The organism is Duganella vulcania (genome assembly GCF_009857655.1).
GTDB lineage: Bacteria > Pseudomonadota > Gammaproteobacteria > Burkholderiales > Burkholderiaceae_D > Rugamonas > Rugamonas vulcania.
On sequence record NZ_WWCX01000062.1, the window covers coordinates 1 to 14,740 of the forward strand.

Sequence of the window (14,740 nt, forward strand, 5' to 3'; positions counted from 1 at the left end):
GCCAGCCGCCGCGGCTCCAGCACCGGCGCCTGCCGCTGCCGCCGCGCCGGTACCTGCGCCGGCTGCCGCACCTGCGGCTTCGGCCGGCCCGGTCGAGGTGAAGGTTCCGGACATCGGCGACTTCAAGGAAGTTGAAGTCATCGAAGTGATGGTCAAGGTCGGCGACACGATCAAGGTCGATCAGTCGCTGCTGACCGTCGAATCGGACAAGGCCAGCATGGAAATCCCTTCGTCGCACGCTGGTGTGGTGAAGGAAGTGAAGATCAAGGTTGGCGACAAGGTTGCCATGGGCACCGTGGTGCTGGTGGTGGAAGCTACGGGTGGCGCTGCCGCTCCGGCTCCTGCCGCCGCCGCGCCGGCCGCTCCTGCTGCCGCTCCAGCCGCTGCCGCCGCTGCGCCTTCGCCGGCTCCAGCCGCCGCCGCTGCCGCACCGACGGCGTCGCAAGGCTCGGTCCAAACCGGCAAGCTGGCGCACGCATCGCCGTCGATCCGCAAGTTCGCCCGCGAACTGGGCGTGGACCTGGGCAAAGTGCCTGGCTCCGGTCCTAAAGGCCGCATCACCCAGCTGGACGTGCAGAACTACGTCAAGGGCGTGATGGCCGGTACCACCGCTGCTCCTGTCGGCGCATCGGCGCCAGCCGGTTCCGGTGGCGGCATGAGCGTGCTGCCATGGCCGGTGGTCGACTTCAGCAAGTTTGGCCCGACCGAACTGCTGCCGCTGTCGCGCATCAAGAAAATCAGCGGTCCTAACCTGCACCGCAACTGGGTCATGATCCCGCACGTCACGCAGTTCGACGATGCCGACATCACCGACCTGGAAGCGTTCCGCGTCGAGACCAACAACGCCAACGCCAAGAACAAGGACGCGGCCAAGCTGACCATGCTGGCCTTCGTCATCAAGGCATCGGTCGCCGCGCTGAAGAAATTCCCGTCGTTTAACGCGTCGCTGGATGAGAAGGGTGAAAACCTGATCCTCAAGCAGTACTACAACATCGGCTTCGCGGCCGACACGCCGAACGGCCTGGTTGTACCGGTGATCAAAAACGCCGACCAGAAATCGGTCTCGCAGATCGCCCGCGAAATGACCGAGTTGTCGCTGCAAGCACGTGAAGGCAAGCTGAAACCGACCGACATGCAAGGCGCCAGCTTCACCATCTCGTCGCTGGGCGGCATCGGCGGCACGCACTTCACGCCTATCGTCAACGCGCCGGAAGTGGCGATCCTTGGCCTGTCCAAGGCATCGATCAAGCCGGTGTGGGACGGCAAGGCATTCCAGCCTCGCCTGATGATGGGTACCTCGCTGTCCTACGACCACCGCGTGGTCGACGGCGCGATGGGTGCTCGCTTCTCCGTGTACCTGAGCGAAGTGCTCGGCGACATGCGCAAAATTCTGCTGTAAGGAGCGACTATGAGCACAGAAGTGAAAGTGCCGAACATCGGCGACTTCGCAGAAGTTGAAGTGATCGAGGTGATGGTCAAGGTTGGCGATACCATCAAGGTGGACCAGTCGCTGATCACTGTTGAATCGGACAAGGCCAGCATGGAAGTCCCATCGTCGCACGCCGGCGTGGTGAAAGAAGTGAAGGTCAAGGTTGGCGACAAGGTCAAGGAAGGCTCGCTGATGCTGGTGGTGGATGCCGCCGCTGGTGCGGCTGCTGCACCTGCACCTGCAGCCGCTCCGGCTCCTGCTGCGGCGGCACCTGCTGCTGCACCAGCCGCCGCGCCGATCGCCGCACCAGCCGGTAGCAGCTACGCCGGCCAGGTCGACATCGACTGCGACATGATGGTGCTGGGCGGCGGTCCTGGCGGTTACTCCGCCGCGTTCCGCGCAGCGGACCTGGGCCTGAACACGGTCATCGTCGAGCGTTACGAAACGCTGGGCGGCGTGTGCCTGAACGTCGGTTGCATCCCGTCGAAAGCGCTGCTGCACGTGGCATCCGTGATCGACGAAACCGCGCACATGTCCAACACCGGCGTCACCTTCGCCAAGCCGACCATCGACATCGACCAGGTACGCAAGTACAAGGAAGGCGTCATCAAGAACATGACCGGCGGCCTGGCAGGCATGGCCAAGGCGCGCAAGACGCAAGTCGTCGTTGGTGTCGGCCAGTTCCTGAGCGCGAACCACATCGAAGTCACGGCCGCCGACGGCACCAAGAAAGTGGTGCAGTTCAAGCAGGCCATCATCGCTGCCGGTTCGGCTGTGGTGAAGCTGCCGTTCGTGCCTGAAGATCCGCGTATCGTCGACTCGACCGGCGCGCTGGAACTGCGTCAGATCCCGAAACGCATGCTGGTCATCGGCGGCGGCATCATCGGCCTGGAAATGGCCACCGTGTACTCGACCTTCGGCGCGCGCATCGACGTGGTCGAAATGATGGACGGCTTGATGCAGGGCGCGGACCGTGATGCGGTCAAGGTCTGGCAGAAGTTCAACGAGAAGCGCTTCGACAACGTCATGACCAAGACCAAGACGGTTGCGGTTGAAGCGCTGCCGGAAGGGATCAAAGTCACCTTCGAAGCGGCGGAAGCCGGCGCCACCGCGCCAGCGCCGCAGGTCTACGACATGGTGCTGGTCGCAGTCGGCCGCAGCCCGAACGGCAAGAAGATCGCCGCCGACAAGGCTGGCGTGATCGTGACCGATCGTGGCTTCATCCCGGTCGACAGCCAGATGCGCACCAACGTGCCGAACATCTTCGCCATCGGCGACCTGGTGGGCCAGCCTATGCTGGCGCACAAGGCGGTGCACGAAGGCCACGTGGCGGCGGAAGCTGCGGCGGGCCAGAAGTCGCACTTCGACGTGAAGGTGATTCCATCGGTGGCCTACACCGATCCGGAAGTGGCATGGGCCGGCATCACCGAAGACGAAGCGAAAGCCAAGGGCATCAAGGTCGAGAAGGGCCACTTCCCTTGGGCCGCGAGTGGCCGCGCAGTGGCCAACGGCCGCGCCGAAGGCTTCACCAAGCTGCTGTTCGACGCTGAAACGCACCGCATCATCGGCGGCACGATGGTCGGCACGCACGCCGGTGACATGATCGGCGAGATCGCGTTGGCGATCGAGATGGGCTGCGACGGCATCGACATCGGCAAGACGATCCATCCGCACCCAACGCTGGGCGAATCGATCGGCATGGCGGCCGAAGTGTACGAAGGCGTCTGCACCGACCTGCCGCCACCGCGCAAGCGCTAAGCGACAATCTGCATCACACGAAACCGGGACTTGTTCCCGGTTTTTTTTATGGTGCGCCCGGGCCCATGCCTGCGTTTACTTTCTTTATTAAATTACGCTGGATTGCTTTTAGGATGCAAACTGGGCCAGTGACTTTAATCGTGCTGACGTCGGTACGCAGGGTGATATTGCCCTCATCCCAGCGCAAAAGACGAGGCAGATTCTGACGAAATATGACGATATCCCCTGATTCGGCATGTTTGATGTATCCCCAATACTCAACCTGTCTGAATAGGAGTTGGGCATGATCTTGGTTGCAATCTATCACTGTGAATTGAACCGGAATCACCGAAAAAACAGAAAACAAAGAGCCTATTCCAGCTCCGATAGCCAAGCCTTCGATTGGGATCGTATTGGGATCTACTGTTTTGGCTAGCAAGTATAAAACTATGGTTGATAGCAAAATAATTACCAGCCATGATTCGAATTGAGGCCAGGATTGAAAAAGAATAAAGTAACGCCAGCGCGGGCGCGGATACGTTAGGTTTGTCGTTTTCATGTATTTCACGGAGGATATCGTGGGATGTTCTACCTACATGATGGCCTTGGCGCGCGGGGAAGTATTTGTAGCACCTCAAGAAATAGTTGACTACAGTCACTTTTCTTCGTGGCGTACGCTGGAGGCACAAAAAAACCGGGAGCTGGCATCCCGGTTTTTTTTGTTGCGTCGCTTAACGATCAGCCGCGCGATTTTCTGCGCCAGGCCAGCAGCATCAAGCCGGCGCCGAACATCAGGTAGGTGGACGGTTCGGGCACAGGCGCGGTAGGCGACAGGGTCAATGTGGTGAAGTCGCAGTCGACTTCCACCCATTTGTTGTCGGCTGACATGCGCGAGAAGCCGTAGCTGCCGTAGTTGAATTGGCTCAGGTTCAGCTGGCCCGGGATCGCGGCGCTGTTGAAGGCGGCGCCGGTGCTGTCGCCCAGAAGGATCAAGTTGGTGAAGATCTCACCCTTGTAGGAAGCGGAGTTACTCAACCAGAAGCCGTCACCGTTGTTCAGAACGCTGGCGTTGTCGAGTACCTGCACCGTGCTGTTGACCTTCACGCCGGCTGGCACGGTGGTGTGCAGCCCGCTGTTCAGGAAGGCTGCGTCGATCGGATTCTTGTAGTTCGCGGGGTCCGAATACAGAACCCAGCTGCCTTGAGCCTGTGCGGGCGGTTGGTAGAAGACGCTTTTCGGGGTGTCGGTGTCGAAGCTGAACGTGCCATGCATCTTTTCACCCACCGATACCAGCGCGCCCGGACGGGTGCTCGATTGCACATACACCGGGTTGACGTTGTTATCCATCTCCACAATGTGGTCGACGGTGATGGTGAAATCGTAGCTGACGACTTTTGCTTCAGCCGAACCCAGCAGCGCGAGGCCGCAGGCCAAACCCACAAGTTTCTTCAATTTTGCCTCCTTGTTGAATAGATGCATTTAATTCATGCAAATAAAACAATTATAAGGAGGTGGTGTCAAAAATGAAAGGTTTACCGCGTCAGGCGGTAGATCAGGATGGCGGTGCGGATGGTGGCGCGTTCGATGGAGGCGATTTCCAGATCCTCGTCCGGCGAGTGCGCGCCGTTGCCGGTGGCGCCCAGGCCGTCCAGGCTGTCGAGCAGCGGGGCGACGAACTGCACATCGCCGGCGCCGCGCTGGCCCGGCGGCAGGGCGGGGATTTCGCCCAGGCCGGCGTCGCTGCTCGCTTGCGAATACAACTTGAGCACCGCCAGGTTGCCTGCGGTCGGCGACATCGGCGGATACGATTCGTGGAAGCTGATGCTGGCGCTGGTGCCCGGCAGGTTCTGCGCGACGATGGCTTTCATCTTCGCGTGCGCGCGGTCGCGCTGTTCGTAGCTCAGGTAGCGCAGGTCGCCGTGCACGGTGGCGCTGCGCGCGATCACGTTGCCTTTGCCTGCGGCCTGGCCTTTCGTGCCGCCGGCGTCGAGGCTGACGTCGGTGCCGCCCAATATCAGGCCGGGGCTGAAGGTCAGGTCCGGTTCCATCACTTGCTGGCGGAAGCCGTCGACGATGCGCGCCGCTTCGTACACCGCGCCATAGCCTGCGCCCTCGGTGAAGATGCCGCTGGAGTGGCCTTGCTTGCCTTTCACTTCCAGGTCCCACGACGCCGAGGCGCGACGGCCGATGGTGCCGGTGTCCTTGCCGTTCTTGTCGCGCACCGTGGCTTCGAAGGCCAGTGCGATGTCGCTGCGCTTGGCGGCGGCGACCATGTCGGCGCGCGAGATCTCGACCGGATGGCCGGCGCTTTCCTCGTCGCCGCTGAACATGACGGTGATGCTGGTGTTATCGAGCGCGCCCACGCGCTGCAAGGCGCGCAGCGCTTCGACGATGATCACGTCGCCGCCCTTCATGTCGTTGACGCCCTGGCCGCGCACGCGGGCGCCGTCGCGCTTCCACAGCTGCACCGGGCTGTCTTTTTCAAACACGGTATCCAGATGGCCGATCAGCAGCAGGCGCTTGCCTTGCTTGCCATCGCGCGTGGCCAGCAGGTGGCCGGCGCGCTGCACGGCGGGCGGCATGTCGATCCAGCGGGTGGTGAAGCCCAGCTGGTCGAACTGCTCGCGAAACAGCTTGCCCACTTCGCGCACGCCGTCGTGGTTCATGGTGCCACTGTTGATGTTGACCGAGCGCTCCAGCAGCTGCAAGCCTTGCTCCGAATGGGCCTTGACCTCGTCGACGATTTTCTGCTCGACCGGCGACAGCGCCGCCGCGCCTGCGCTGCTCATCGCCATCACCAGTGCTGCGAACGCGAACGGTTTCAATGCCATGTGGACTCCGGTTCTGATTGATCAGGCTTGCGCCGACGCCGGCAGTCCGAAGATGCGGTCGAAGGCCAAGCTGAAGAGAAAGGTATAAAACATAAAGAATAACACCAGCCCCAAGTCCAGCACAAAGGCTTCCCACAGCGAGATGTCCAGCCACCAGGCGAACAGCGGCACCAGGATCACCACCAGGCCACCTTCGAAGCCCAGCGCATGCGCGGCGCGGCGCAGCCAGCTGCGGCCACGCTTGGCCTGGCGCGCTTCCCACGCTTCGAACATGCTGTTGTAGACGAAGTTCCACACCACGGCGACCAGCGACGAGGCGACCGCCGCGACGCTGGCGTGGCCGGCGTCGTGGCCCATCAACAGCACCAGCACGCTGCTGGTCAAACCCACGGCGATCAATTCGAACAGCGATACGTAGACGATTTTGCGTTTCAACCCTTGCATAAAGTTTCCTCCTCAATACGATATGGGGCATGGTAATAGCGATTTACTGATTGAAAAAGTCGACAGCTATCAGTTTTTCTGACAGCATGGGGCCATGGCTTTCTCCAGCGATAACATCGCCATCTTTCTCGCCGTGCTGGATCACGGTTCGTTTTCCGCAGCGGCGCGAGCGCTGGGGCGGGTGCCGTCTGCCGTCAGCATGGCGATCGCCAACCTGGAGGCGGAACTCGATCTGCAGCTGTTCGACCGCACGTCGCGCGAGGTGCGGCCCACTGAATCGGCGCGCGCGCTGGAGGCCGAGGCGCGGCAGATGGCGGGCCAGTTGCGCCGCCTGCAGGCGCACGCGCTGTCGCTGCATCAGGGACTGGAGCGGCGCCTGACGCTGGCGATCGCGCCCGAGCTGCTGTCGGCGCCGTGGAGCGATCCGCTGGCGCGGCTGGCGGAGGAGTTCCCGTCGCTGGAGGTGGACGTGGTGTCGGCGCCGCAGAACGATGCGCTGCGCATGCTGCACGAAGGCGCGGCGCAGCTGGCGCTGATCTACGAGCGGCCGCAGATCGACCAGCGCGAGAGCTTCCAGGAACTGGGCAGCGAAGTGATGGTGGCGGTGATCTCGCCGCGCCATCCGCAGGCGCGCGAGTGCAACGGGCAGTTCCGGCTGGAGGAGCTGGTCGACATGCGGCAGGTGGCCATCGTTGGCCGCGACGCGGGGATCGAGGACGAGCGGGTGCTCATCTCGCGCAAGCTGTGGCGCACCGACAGCCATCTGGCGACACTGAGCCTGGTGCGCGCCGGCGTCGGTTGGGCCTATCTGCCGCACCGGCTGGCGGCGCCGCTGCTTGATTCGGGCGAGCTGCTGGGCATAGGCTTCGCGCACATGAGCAACCAGTTGCGCCTCTGGGTAGACGTAGTGTGGCTCAACGACCGTCCACTGGGCCTTGGCGCGCAGCGCCTGATCGCGCTGATGAAGGACATCGCCGGCCTGGAGGCCCGGCCGGCGGCGGTGACTTAATGCGGGCTTAATGGGGGCTAAATCCCACAGGCGCGGCGCGTGGGAAGCTGGTATATTCGCTGTGCAGATTTTTTCATAAAAGGATAACCATGCTTCGCCTGAAACTCGCTGTCGCAGCCACCGCCTTGTTGGCCGGCGCCGCTTTCGCATCGCCCACCGCGCCCAAGAACGGCGCCGAGTACACCACCCTGAAGACGCCGCAGCCGGTGCAGGCCGAGGGCAAGAAGGTCGAGGTGATCGAGTTCTTCATGTACCACTGCCCGGCGTGCTACGCGCTGGAGCCGGCGATGCTGGCGTGGGTGAAGAAGCAGGGCGACGGCATCGTGTTCCGCCGCATCCACCTGCCGCTGACCGGCGAGAACGATCCGGAAGCGCATATGTTCCTGACGCTGGAGGCGCTGAAGCTGGAAGAGTCGCTGCACGCCAAGCTGCTGAGCACCTGGCACGTCGAGCGCCGCCGCCTGAAGAGCGATGCGGACAACATCGACTGGGCCGTGAAGAACGGCGTCGACAAGGACAAATACGTGGCCGCGTATAACTCGTTCTCGGTCATCGCCAAGTTGAAGAGCGCGGGCCGCGTGGCCGGCACGTATGAAGTCAACAGCACGCCGACGCTGATCGTCAACGGCCGCTACCTGACCAATCCTTCGATGGTGGACGCCAGCAATCCGGGCATCCCGCGTCCGCAGCTGGACCAGGCCACCTTGCAGGTGCTGGACGCGCTGGTGGCGATGTCGCGCAAATAAATTGGCTGCGAGCGCCGAGTTTGCAGGCTGGATGCGCGAGCAATTCGCGCCGCTCGGCGCCGCGGTGTCGGACGCCGCGTTCTTCGGTGGCCGCGCCTTCAAGTATCACGGCCAGCAGTTCGCGTGGGTGATCGGCAGCACGCTGTACCTGCGCGTCGGCGACGCCACCCGCGCCGAGTTCGAGGCGGCCGGCGCGACGCCATTTTCCTACGAGACGAAGAAGGGTAAGGTGCTGGTCACGAAGTACTACACGGCGCCCGAGTTCCTGCTGGACGATCCCGAGCAGATGCTGGTCTGGGCGCGCAAGGCGATCAACGCGGCCGGGTAAGCGTTTGGGCCGGCATTACCGTGGTACGACGATTGGTGGTGCCAGCCCGAGAATTTTCACTCGGCGCGCAAATTTCCGATCGTCGAAGGATGCCACGCTGGCACAGATGCCATAACTGGCGTGGTGGATGGCATCGGCGAACTCCAAGCCTTGGTCGCAGGCCGAAAGCGCTTGCGCGACTATTGGGCTATCTTCGATTTCAATATGTGGTTGGGTCAGGAGATGCCGTAGAACGGCGATTGTCTCCTGGCGTTCAAGGTGGTAGTAACCCCGCATTACCCATTCGAATTCCAGTATTACCGTCTTGCAGACCATTAGCGGTTTGCCGGACTCGATCAAGCGGCGTGCTCTTGGCCGTTGTCGCTTGGCCTCCGCATCGGCGTCGTCTTCGATGTAGTAGCGGGCGAGGATGTTCGTATCGAGACCGATCATGGCTTGAGCAGGCTGGCCGGATCAAGGTCTACGGGGACGGCGTTGCGTTTGCTTTTGACCATGCCATAGCCACTGGCCGGCGCTGCGGTCTGCATAACACCGTTGGGGCTTTGGACGCGTAACTCCAGATGCTTTCCGACCACTGCGAATTCAACTTTGCTGCCTTCGCGTATGCCCAATTGCTGACGTATCTCTTTTGGGATCGTGACCTGTCCTTTGCTGCTGACTGACGCGGTTTCCATAGCGCCTCCTGTGTATGCCAGCTGCAATGCTAGCACCGGAACCTTGGGCAGAGTTTGATTGACTTCATGCGAGCGGGTTGCTCAAGGTTGTCCGGGCGGGCTCATCTGCGTCAGTGAACATGACGTCAGTGTGCCTGCGTACGGTGCCTGCAGGTCAGTTGACGGTGAAGCGGGTCGGGATTTCGATGCCGCCGTTGCGCGCGGCTTCCGCGTAGGCTTGCAGTTCCTGGATGACGGCGTCGAGCTGCTCCTGGCCGGGATTGGCCTGGAAGTTTTTAACGCGCTCATTCATGAGCGTTACCTGCCTGCTCCAGTCCAGTCGATTCGATTTGCTCATGTGTGCTCCGTGGGTAAAAATCCAGTATAGAGCAAACGACAAAAATGCACAGCGCCTAACGCAGCACGGCGCGGTAGAACAGGTCCAACCCTTGCTGCGCCCGCGCGCGCAATTCGTCAACCGACGGCGCCTGTTCGACCGGGAACAGCATGCGCACCATGGTGTCGCCCATGAGGCAGCTAAGCAGGTGCACCGCCAGCGTTTCGACCGGTATCTCCGGCCGCAGTTGCGCGCGGATGTCTTCGCGGCTGAAGAAGCGCATCAACTCCTCGCGGGTGCGCAGCGGGCCGGCCTGGTAGAAGGTGTCGGCCAGCTCGGGCGTGGTGCGGGCCTCGGCCACCACCATGCGGTGCAGGCTGACGAAGGCGGGCACTGTCACCAACTCCAGGAAGCGCAGCGCGAAGTCGTCCATCACCTCGCGGAAGGGGCGCGGGTCCGACTGCAGGTCGGTCATGCCGGCGAAGAAATGCGCGCGGCCGTTGGTGATGACGGCGCTTAGCAGCCCGGCCTTGCCGCCGAATTTGACATAGATCGTGCGGACCGCCACATGGGCTTCGCGCGCGATCATCTCCAGGCTGACCTTGCTATAGCCTTTTTCCAGGAACAGGGAGGCGGCCGTGTGCAGCAGCGATTGCAGGCGGGCTTCCTTGTCGGCCGCGCGCGGACGACCGGCCACCTTGCCGAAGCAGGGGGAGTCGGGCGAATCGTTGGCGGCGCCCTCGGGGCAATCCGGGTCTTCCAGGGCGGCGGCGTTGGCGGTGATTTTCATGGGATGACATGGTAATGGATGCACACATCGTAGTCCAAAATAAAATGAAATGCAATCGTTTCATTTCTTGACTTTGCTCAGATTCGGGCTAATAATGCACTTCTCCCATTTCATTTATTTGGAGCTGCACATGTCCACCCAGCACAACCAAGAACAAAAAGTGCTCAGCGCCGTCCCCGCTGGCCAGCCGGCGGCGCCTGCCGCGCCGGCCGCTCCAGCCGCGCCGGCCAAGTCCAACCGCCGCGTGGTGGTGATCGCCGCGGTCGTCGCCCTGGCCGCGCTGGCCGCCGGCGGCCGCATGTGGTATCGCAGCCATTATTTCGTCGAGACGGAAAACGCCTATGTGGCGGGCCACGTGCATCCGGTGTCGGCGCGCATCGCCGGCGTGGTCACCAAGGTGATGATCGACGATAACCAGATCGTCAAGGAAGGCGATGTCATCGCCGAACTCGATCCGTTCGACCAGCACGTGAAGGTCGAGCAGATCCAGGCGCAGATCGCCACCGCCGAGCAGCAGGTCGCACAGTCGGACGCGCAGATCGCCCAGGTCCAGGCCCAGGCCAGCGCCGCGGCCGCCCAAGTGGCGCAGTCGGAAGCGCAACTGGTGCGCGCCAAGCAGGACGCCGAGCGTTATGGCCAGCTGTATAACAGCCAGATGAAGGCCGTCTCGAAAGCGGAACTGGACGCCGCCGTCGCCGGCCGCGCCAGCGCCGTGGCCGACCTGGCCGCGCGCAAGGACAGCGCCGCCGCCGCCAAGGCGCAGATCGCCGCCGCCCAATCGGCGCGCGACGTGCTCAAGGCGCAAGTGACCGTGCTGCGCGTGCAGCTGAAGGACGCCGAGCAGCAGCTGGCCTACAACCGCATCCTGGCGCCGGTGGGCGGCCGGATCGGCAAGCGCTCCATCGAGGTGGGCCAGCGCGTGACGGCCGGCCAGCAACTGACCGCCATCGTGCAGGAAAACGTCTGGCTGACCGCCAACTTCAAGGAAACCCAATTGGCCGACCTGAAGCCGGGCCAGGAAGTCAAAGTGACGATCGACGCGATTCCGGGCCGTGAGCTGATCGGCAAAGTGGACAGCTTCGCGCCCGCTTCCGGCGCCCAGTTCGCGCTGCTGCCGGCCGATAACGCCACCGGTAACTTCACCAAGATCGTCCAGCGCGTGCCGGTCAAGATCACCTTCAAGCCGGAAGACGTCAAGGCCCTGAGCGGCCGCCTGGTGCCGGGCATGTCGGCGATCGCCGAAGTGGCCGTGAACCAGACCAAAGCCGCCAACTAAGGAGCCGCCATGGCCAGCACCACAATCGATACGCCGGCCGGTGGCGTGGGGAAGCCCGCGCCTGCCCCGGCCATGCCGGCCGAGAAGGTCTCCGGCCGCACCTGGATGGCGGTGGCCGCCGGCATGCTGGGCGCCTTCATGGCGGTGCTCGACATCCAGATCACCAACTCGTCGCTCAAGGACATCCTGGGCACCTTGTCGGCCACGCAGGAAGAGGGCTCGTGGATCGCCACCGCCTACCTGGTGGCGGAGATCATCGTCATTCCGATGACCGGCCTGCTGACCCGCGTGTTCGGCATGCGCGCCTACCTGATGGGCACCACCGCGTTGTTCCTCCTGTTCTCGACGCTGTGCGGCTTCGCCTGGAACCTGCCGAGCATGATCGTGTTCCGCATGCTGCAGGGCTTCACCGGCGGCGCGCTGATTCCGATGGCGATGACGCTGGTGATGACCAAGCTGCCGCCGTCCAAGCGCGCCGCCGGCATGGCCATCTTCGGCCTGACGGCCACGCTGGCGCCGGCCATGGGCCCGACCTTCGGCGGCTATTTGAGCGAGCTGTATGGCTGGCCGTCGATCTTCTACATCAACTGGGTGCCGGGCGTGCTGCTGATCGGCGGTATCGCGCTGGGCCTGGACAAGGAGAAGTTCCAACCCAACCTGCTGTTCAACGCCGACTGGCTGGGCATCGCCTTCATGGCCGTGGGGCTGGGCAGCCTGACCATCTTCCTGGAAGAGGGCAACAGCAAGGACTGGTTCGATTCCTCGTTCATCATCACCTTCGCGGCGATGGCCATCGTCGGCCTGCTCGGCTGGGCGGTGACGGGGGCGATGCGCAAGCAGCCCTTTGTCAACCTGGGCCTCTACGGCCAGCGCAACTTCTTCGCCGCCACCGCGCTGTCGATGGCGATGGGCATGGGCCTGTACGGTTCCTCGTTCCTGCTGCCGCTGTACCTGGGCCAGATCGCCGGCTATTCGCCGATGCAGATCGGTGAGGTCATCATGTGGGTCGGCCTGCCGCAGCTGTTCATCATGCCGTTCGTGGCCAAGCTGTCGTCGAAGGTCGACAACCGCATCCTGTGCAGCTTCGGCCTGCTGCTGTTCGGCGGCTCGTGCCTGATGAACGCCTACATGGACGCCACCACCGGCTACGACCAGCTGCTGCTGTCGCAGGTGGTGCGCGCGCTGGGCCAGCCGTTCGTGATGCTGACGCTGTCGAACTTCGCGATGAACGGCATCACGCCGAAAGACATGCCGTCGGCATCGAGCCTGATCAACATGACCCGCAACCTGGGCGGTTCGATCGGCATCGCATTGCTGGCCACCGCGCTGACGTCGCGCGAGCATTTCCACTCGCAGCGCCTGGGCGAATCGGTGACCGGCTTCGCGGCCGCCACGCAGGAACGCCTGGCCGCGCTGACGCAATCGTTCATGAGCAAGGGCTTCGATGCGACCAGCGCGTCGGACATGGCACTCAAGGCGGTCGACGGCATCGTGCGGCGCGAGGCTTATGTGATGGCCTACAACGACGGCTTCTTCCTGGTCGCGATGGTGCTGTTCGGCTGCATCGGCGTGCTGTGGTTCTCGGACAAAGTCAAAGCCCCTTCGGGTGGCGGCGGTGGCGCGCACTAAGCGCCTTCAAAACAATTTTAAGTGAGGTAACACCATGTTGAATTCAGCTTTGAAGCGCCTGACGCTCGCTGTTTCCGTTACGCTGGCCGTCACCGGCTGCGCCACCGTCGGCAGCGATTTCGCCGCGCCGAAGAACGTCGCCGACGCATCGTTCCGCCACCTGCCGCAAGCCGGCGCCAGCGAGGCGCACCTGCCCGCGCAGTGGTGGACCGTGTTCAACGACGATACCCTGAACCGCCTCGAACAGACCGCGCTGCGCGACAACCCGAGCGTGAAGGCCGCCGCACAGCGGCTGGTGGTGGCGCTGGAGCAGGCCGGCCTGTCGCGCGCCAACCAGCAGCCGTCGCTGAGCGTGAGCACGTCGGTATCGAACTCGCGCACCTCGGCCGAGACTTCGCAGGGCCTGGCGCTGGGCGGCCGTTCGATCAAGGGTAACAACTACGCGGTAGGCGCATCGATGTCGTATGAAGTCGACCTGCTGGGCCGCGTGCGTCGCCTGGTGGAGGCGTCCGATGCACAGGCGCTGGCCGCCGAGGCGGACCGCGACGGCGTGTTGTTGATGCTGTCGTCGCAGCTGGCGACCACCTACTGGCAGCTGCGCGGCCTGGACGCCGAGATGGCGATCCTGAACGGCGCGCTGGACACCCGCCGCGAAACCGAGGAGCTGGTGACGGCGCGCTTCAACGCCGGCCTGTCGAATGAGCTGGACGTGTCGCGTGCCCGCATCGAGCGCGCCAACGCGCAGGCCGACCTGCATGAAGTGCAGCGCCAGCGCAATCTGCTGGAGCACAGCCTGGCGACGCTGGTCGGCGCCTCGCCATCTGCGCTGCTGACGGCGCCAAACGCCAATGCCGCCGTGCTGCCGCAGCCGCCGGCGATTCCGGTCGGGCTGCCGGCCAGCCTGTTGTCGCAGCGTCCGGACCTGGCGGGCAGCGTGGCCAACCTGCGCGCGGCCAATGCGCAAATCGGCGTGGCGGAAGGTGCGTTCTATCCTTCGCTGTCGCTGACGTCGAACTTCGGCTATGCGTCGGAGAGCTTGAAGGAATTGGGCAAGGGCGGTTCGCGCCAGTTCAGCGTCGGCCCGTTGGCGCTGTCGCTGCCGATCTTCGACGGTGGCCGCAACAAGGCCAACCTGGCCATCTCCAAGGCGCGCTATGAAGAGGCGATCGCCAACCACGAGACCAAGCTGCTGACCGCGCTGCGCGAAGTGGAAGACGCGCTGTCCGACGTGCAGGAACGCCAGCTGCAGGGCGAGGTGCAATCGGCCTCGCAAGTGGCGGCGGCGCGCGGCTACCTGGTGGCGCGTGCGCGCTACGAGCGTGGCGTGTCGACCTACCTGGACGTAACCGACGCGCAGCGCAGCGCGCTGGCGGCGGACCGCGCGGCGGTGCAGATCAACACCCAGCGCCTGCTGGCGGCGGTGTCGGTGGCGCGCGCGCTGGGCGCGGGCTGGCAGCCGTCGGCGCAACTGGCATCGGTGGCGCAGAACGGCGCGATCAAGCCGCTGGCGAAGTAAAGTGTTTTCCGCCCG

The 14,740-nt window shown here is 63.6% G+C and carries 16 protein-coding genes; 8 read left to right on the forward strand and 8 right to left on the reverse strand.

Translation table 11 applies throughout. The features are described from left to right. Together aceF and lpdA are read left to right on the forward strand one after the other, a co-directional pair. The coding region (gene aceF, locus GTP90_RS24810) for a dihydrolipoyllysine-residue acetyltransferase (RefSeq protein ID WP_161086040.1) at positions 1-1,399 on the forward strand (1,399 nt) is incomplete at its 5' end. Between the two features lie 9 nt (positions 1,400-1,408). Beyond that, on the forward strand, positions 1,409-3,187 hold the full coding sequence (gene lpdA, locus GTP90_RS24815) for a dihydrolipoyl dehydrogenase (protein WP_161086041.1): 1,779 nt from the start codon (positions 1,409-1,411) through the stop codon (positions 3,185-3,187). A gap of 46 nt (positions 3,188-3,233) precedes the next feature. On the opposite strand, the gene GTP90_RS24820 is transcribed toward lpdA, so the two are convergent. From GTP90_RS24820 to GTP90_RS24835, 4 genes are all read right to left on the reverse strand, one after another. Continuing rightward, the gene (locus GTP90_RS24820; RefSeq protein ID WP_161086042.1) at positions 3,234-3,734 is read right to left on the reverse strand and encodes a hypothetical protein; all 501 of its coding nucleotides are present in this window, start codon (positions 3,732-3,734) and stop codon (positions 3,234-3,236) included. Between the two features lie 170 nt (positions 3,735-3,904). Beyond that, positions 3,905-4,618: a PEP-CTERM sorting domain-containing protein gene (locus tag GTP90_RS24825; RefSeq protein ID WP_161086043.1), complete on the reverse strand. Its 714-nt coding sequence runs from the start codon at positions 4,616-4,618 to the stop codon at positions 3,905-3,907. An 80-nt stretch (positions 4,619-4,698) separates the two neighbouring features. Continuing rightward, a complete protein-coding gene (locus GTP90_RS24830; protein ID WP_161086044.1) occupies positions 4,699-5,997 on the reverse strand; it encodes a M20/M25/M40 family metallo-hydrolase in 1,299 nt (432 codons plus the stop codon). Positions 5,998-6,018: 21 nt separating this feature from the next. Beyond that, entirely contained in the window at positions 6,019-6,441 is a 423-nt protein-coding gene (locus tag GTP90_RS24835; RefSeq protein WP_161086045.1) for a PACE efflux transporter, read from the reverse strand. A gap of 94 nt (positions 6,442-6,535) precedes the next feature. Between GTP90_RS24835 and GTP90_RS24840 the strand changes: the two genes are divergently transcribed. The 3 genes from GTP90_RS24840 to GTP90_RS24850 all read left to right on the forward strand — a co-directional run bounded on the left by GTP90_RS24840 (position 6,536) and on the right by GTP90_RS24850 (position 8,524). Further along, positions 6,536-7,450, forward strand: coding sequence for a LysR family transcriptional regulator (locus tag GTP90_RS24840; protein WP_161086046.1), 915 nt, complete (start codon positions 6,536-6,538; stop codon positions 7,448-7,450). Between the two features lie 89 nt (positions 7,451-7,539). Continuing rightward, positions 7,540-8,196, forward strand: coding sequence for a thiol:disulfide interchange protein DsbA/DsbL (locus tag GTP90_RS24845; protein ID WP_161086047.1), 657 nt, complete (start codon positions 7,540-7,542; stop codon positions 8,194-8,196). 31 nt (positions 8,197-8,227) lie between these two features. Then, positions 8,228-8,524, forward strand: a complete 297-nt coding sequence (locus GTP90_RS24850) for a TfoX/Sxy family protein (RefSeq protein WP_161086048.1) — start codon at positions 8,228-8,230, stop codon at positions 8,522-8,524. 15 nt (positions 8,525-8,539) lie between these two features. On the opposite strand, the gene GTP90_RS24855 is transcribed toward GTP90_RS24850, so the two are convergent. From GTP90_RS24855 to GTP90_RS24865, 4 genes are all read right to left on the reverse strand, one after another. Then, a complete protein-coding gene (locus GTP90_RS24855; protein WP_161086049.1) occupies positions 8,540-8,956 on the reverse strand; it encodes a type II toxin-antitoxin system VapC family toxin in 417 nt (138 codons plus the stop codon). Next, complete coding sequence (locus GTP90_RS24860) at positions 8,953-9,198, reverse strand: AbrB/MazE/SpoVT family DNA-binding domain-containing protein (protein ID WP_161086050.1); 246 nt, start codon at positions 9,196-9,198, stop codon at positions 8,953-8,955. Before GTP90_RS24860 ends, GTP90_RS24855 begins: the two co-directional genes overlap by 4 nt. Positions 9,199-9,352: 154 nt before the next feature. Beyond that, complete coding sequence (locus GTP90_RS36480; protein ID WP_175001135.1) at positions 9,353-9,535, reverse strand: hypothetical protein; 183 nt, start codon at positions 9,533-9,535, stop codon at positions 9,353-9,355. Positions 9,536-9,590: 55 nt separating this feature from the next. After that, on the reverse strand, positions 9,591-10,304 hold the full coding sequence (locus tag GTP90_RS24865; RefSeq protein ID WP_161086051.1) for a TetR/AcrR family transcriptional regulator: 714 nt from the start codon (positions 10,302-10,304) through the stop codon (positions 9,591-9,593). 130 nt (positions 10,305-10,434) lie between these two features. Between GTP90_RS24865 and GTP90_RS24870 the strand changes: the two genes are divergently transcribed. Genes GTP90_RS24870 through GTP90_RS24880 form a run of 3 tightly spaced genes read left to right on the forward strand, consistent with a single transcriptional unit; the run spans position 10,435 to position 14,725 of the window. After that, positions 10,435-11,580 carry an HlyD family secretion protein gene (locus GTP90_RS24870; RefSeq protein ID WP_161086052.1) on the forward strand — a complete coding sequence of 382 codons (1,146 nt, stop codon included), beginning with the start codon at positions 10,435-10,437 and terminating at the stop codon, positions 11,578-11,580. 9 nt (positions 11,581-11,589) lie between these two features. Then, a complete protein-coding gene (locus tag GTP90_RS24875; RefSeq protein ID WP_161086053.1) occupies positions 11,590-13,209 on the forward strand; it encodes a DHA2 family efflux MFS transporter permease subunit in 1,620 nt (539 codons plus the stop codon). Between the two features lie 34 nt (positions 13,210-13,243). Next, a complete protein-coding gene (locus tag GTP90_RS24880) occupies positions 13,244-14,725 on the forward strand; it encodes an efflux transporter outer membrane subunit (RefSeq protein WP_161086054.1) in 1,482 nt (493 codons plus the stop codon). Positions 14,726-14,740: the final 15 nt, after the last annotated feature.

What these genes read in the sequence shown, in the direction of transcription:
- GTP90_RS24870 (WP_161086052.1), top strand. Translation starts at nt 10,435, where the DNA reads ATGTCCACCCAGCACAACCAAGAACAAAAAGTGCTCAGCGCCGTCCCC.
- GTP90_RS24840 (WP_161086046.1), top strand. Translation starts at nt 6,536, where the DNA reads ATGGCTTTCTCCAGCGATAACATCGCCATCTTTCTCGCCGTGCTGGAT.
- GTP90_RS24850 (WP_161086048.1), top strand. Translation starts at nt 8,228, where the DNA reads ATGCGCGAGCAATTCGCGCCGCTCGGCGCCGCGGTGTCGGACGCCGCG.
- lpdA (WP_161086041.1), top strand. Translation starts at nt 1,409, where the DNA reads ATGAGCACAGAAGTGAAAGTGCCGAACATCGGCGACTTCGCAGAAGTT.
- GTP90_RS24860 (WP_161086050.1), bottom strand. Translation starts at nt 9,198, where the DNA reads ATGGAAACCGCGTCAGTCAGCAGCAAAGGACAGGTCACGATCCCAAAA.
- GTP90_RS36480 (WP_175001135.1), bottom strand. Translation starts at nt 9,535, where the DNA reads ATGAGCAAATCGAATCGACTGGACTGGAGCAGGCAGGTAACGCTCATG.
- GTP90_RS24880 (WP_161086054.1), top strand. Translation starts at nt 13,244, where the DNA reads ATGTTGAATTCAGCTTTGAAGCGCCTGACGCTCGCTGTTTCCGTTACG.
- GTP90_RS24865 (WP_161086051.1), bottom strand. Translation starts at nt 10,304, where the DNA reads ATGAAAATCACCGCCAACGCCGCCGCCCTGGAAGACCCGGATTGCCCC.
- GTP90_RS24830 (WP_161086044.1), bottom strand. Translation starts at nt 5,997, where the DNA reads ATGGCATTGAAACCGTTCGCGTTCGCAGCACTGGTGATGGCGATGAGC.
- GTP90_RS24835 (WP_161086045.1), bottom strand. Translation starts at nt 6,441, where the DNA reads ATGCAAGGGTTGAAACGCAAAATCGTCTACGTATCGCTGTTCGAATTG.
- GTP90_RS24845 (WP_161086047.1), top strand. Translation starts at nt 7,540, where the DNA reads ATGCTTCGCCTGAAACTCGCTGTCGCAGCCACCGCCTTGTTGGCCGGC.
- GTP90_RS24855 (WP_161086049.1), bottom strand. Translation starts at nt 8,956, where the DNA reads ATGATCGGTCTCGATACGAACATCCTCGCCCGCTACTACATCGAAGAC.
- GTP90_RS24875 (WP_161086053.1), top strand. Translation starts at nt 11,590, where the DNA reads ATGGCCAGCACCACAATCGATACGCCGGCCGGTGGCGTGGGGAAGCCC.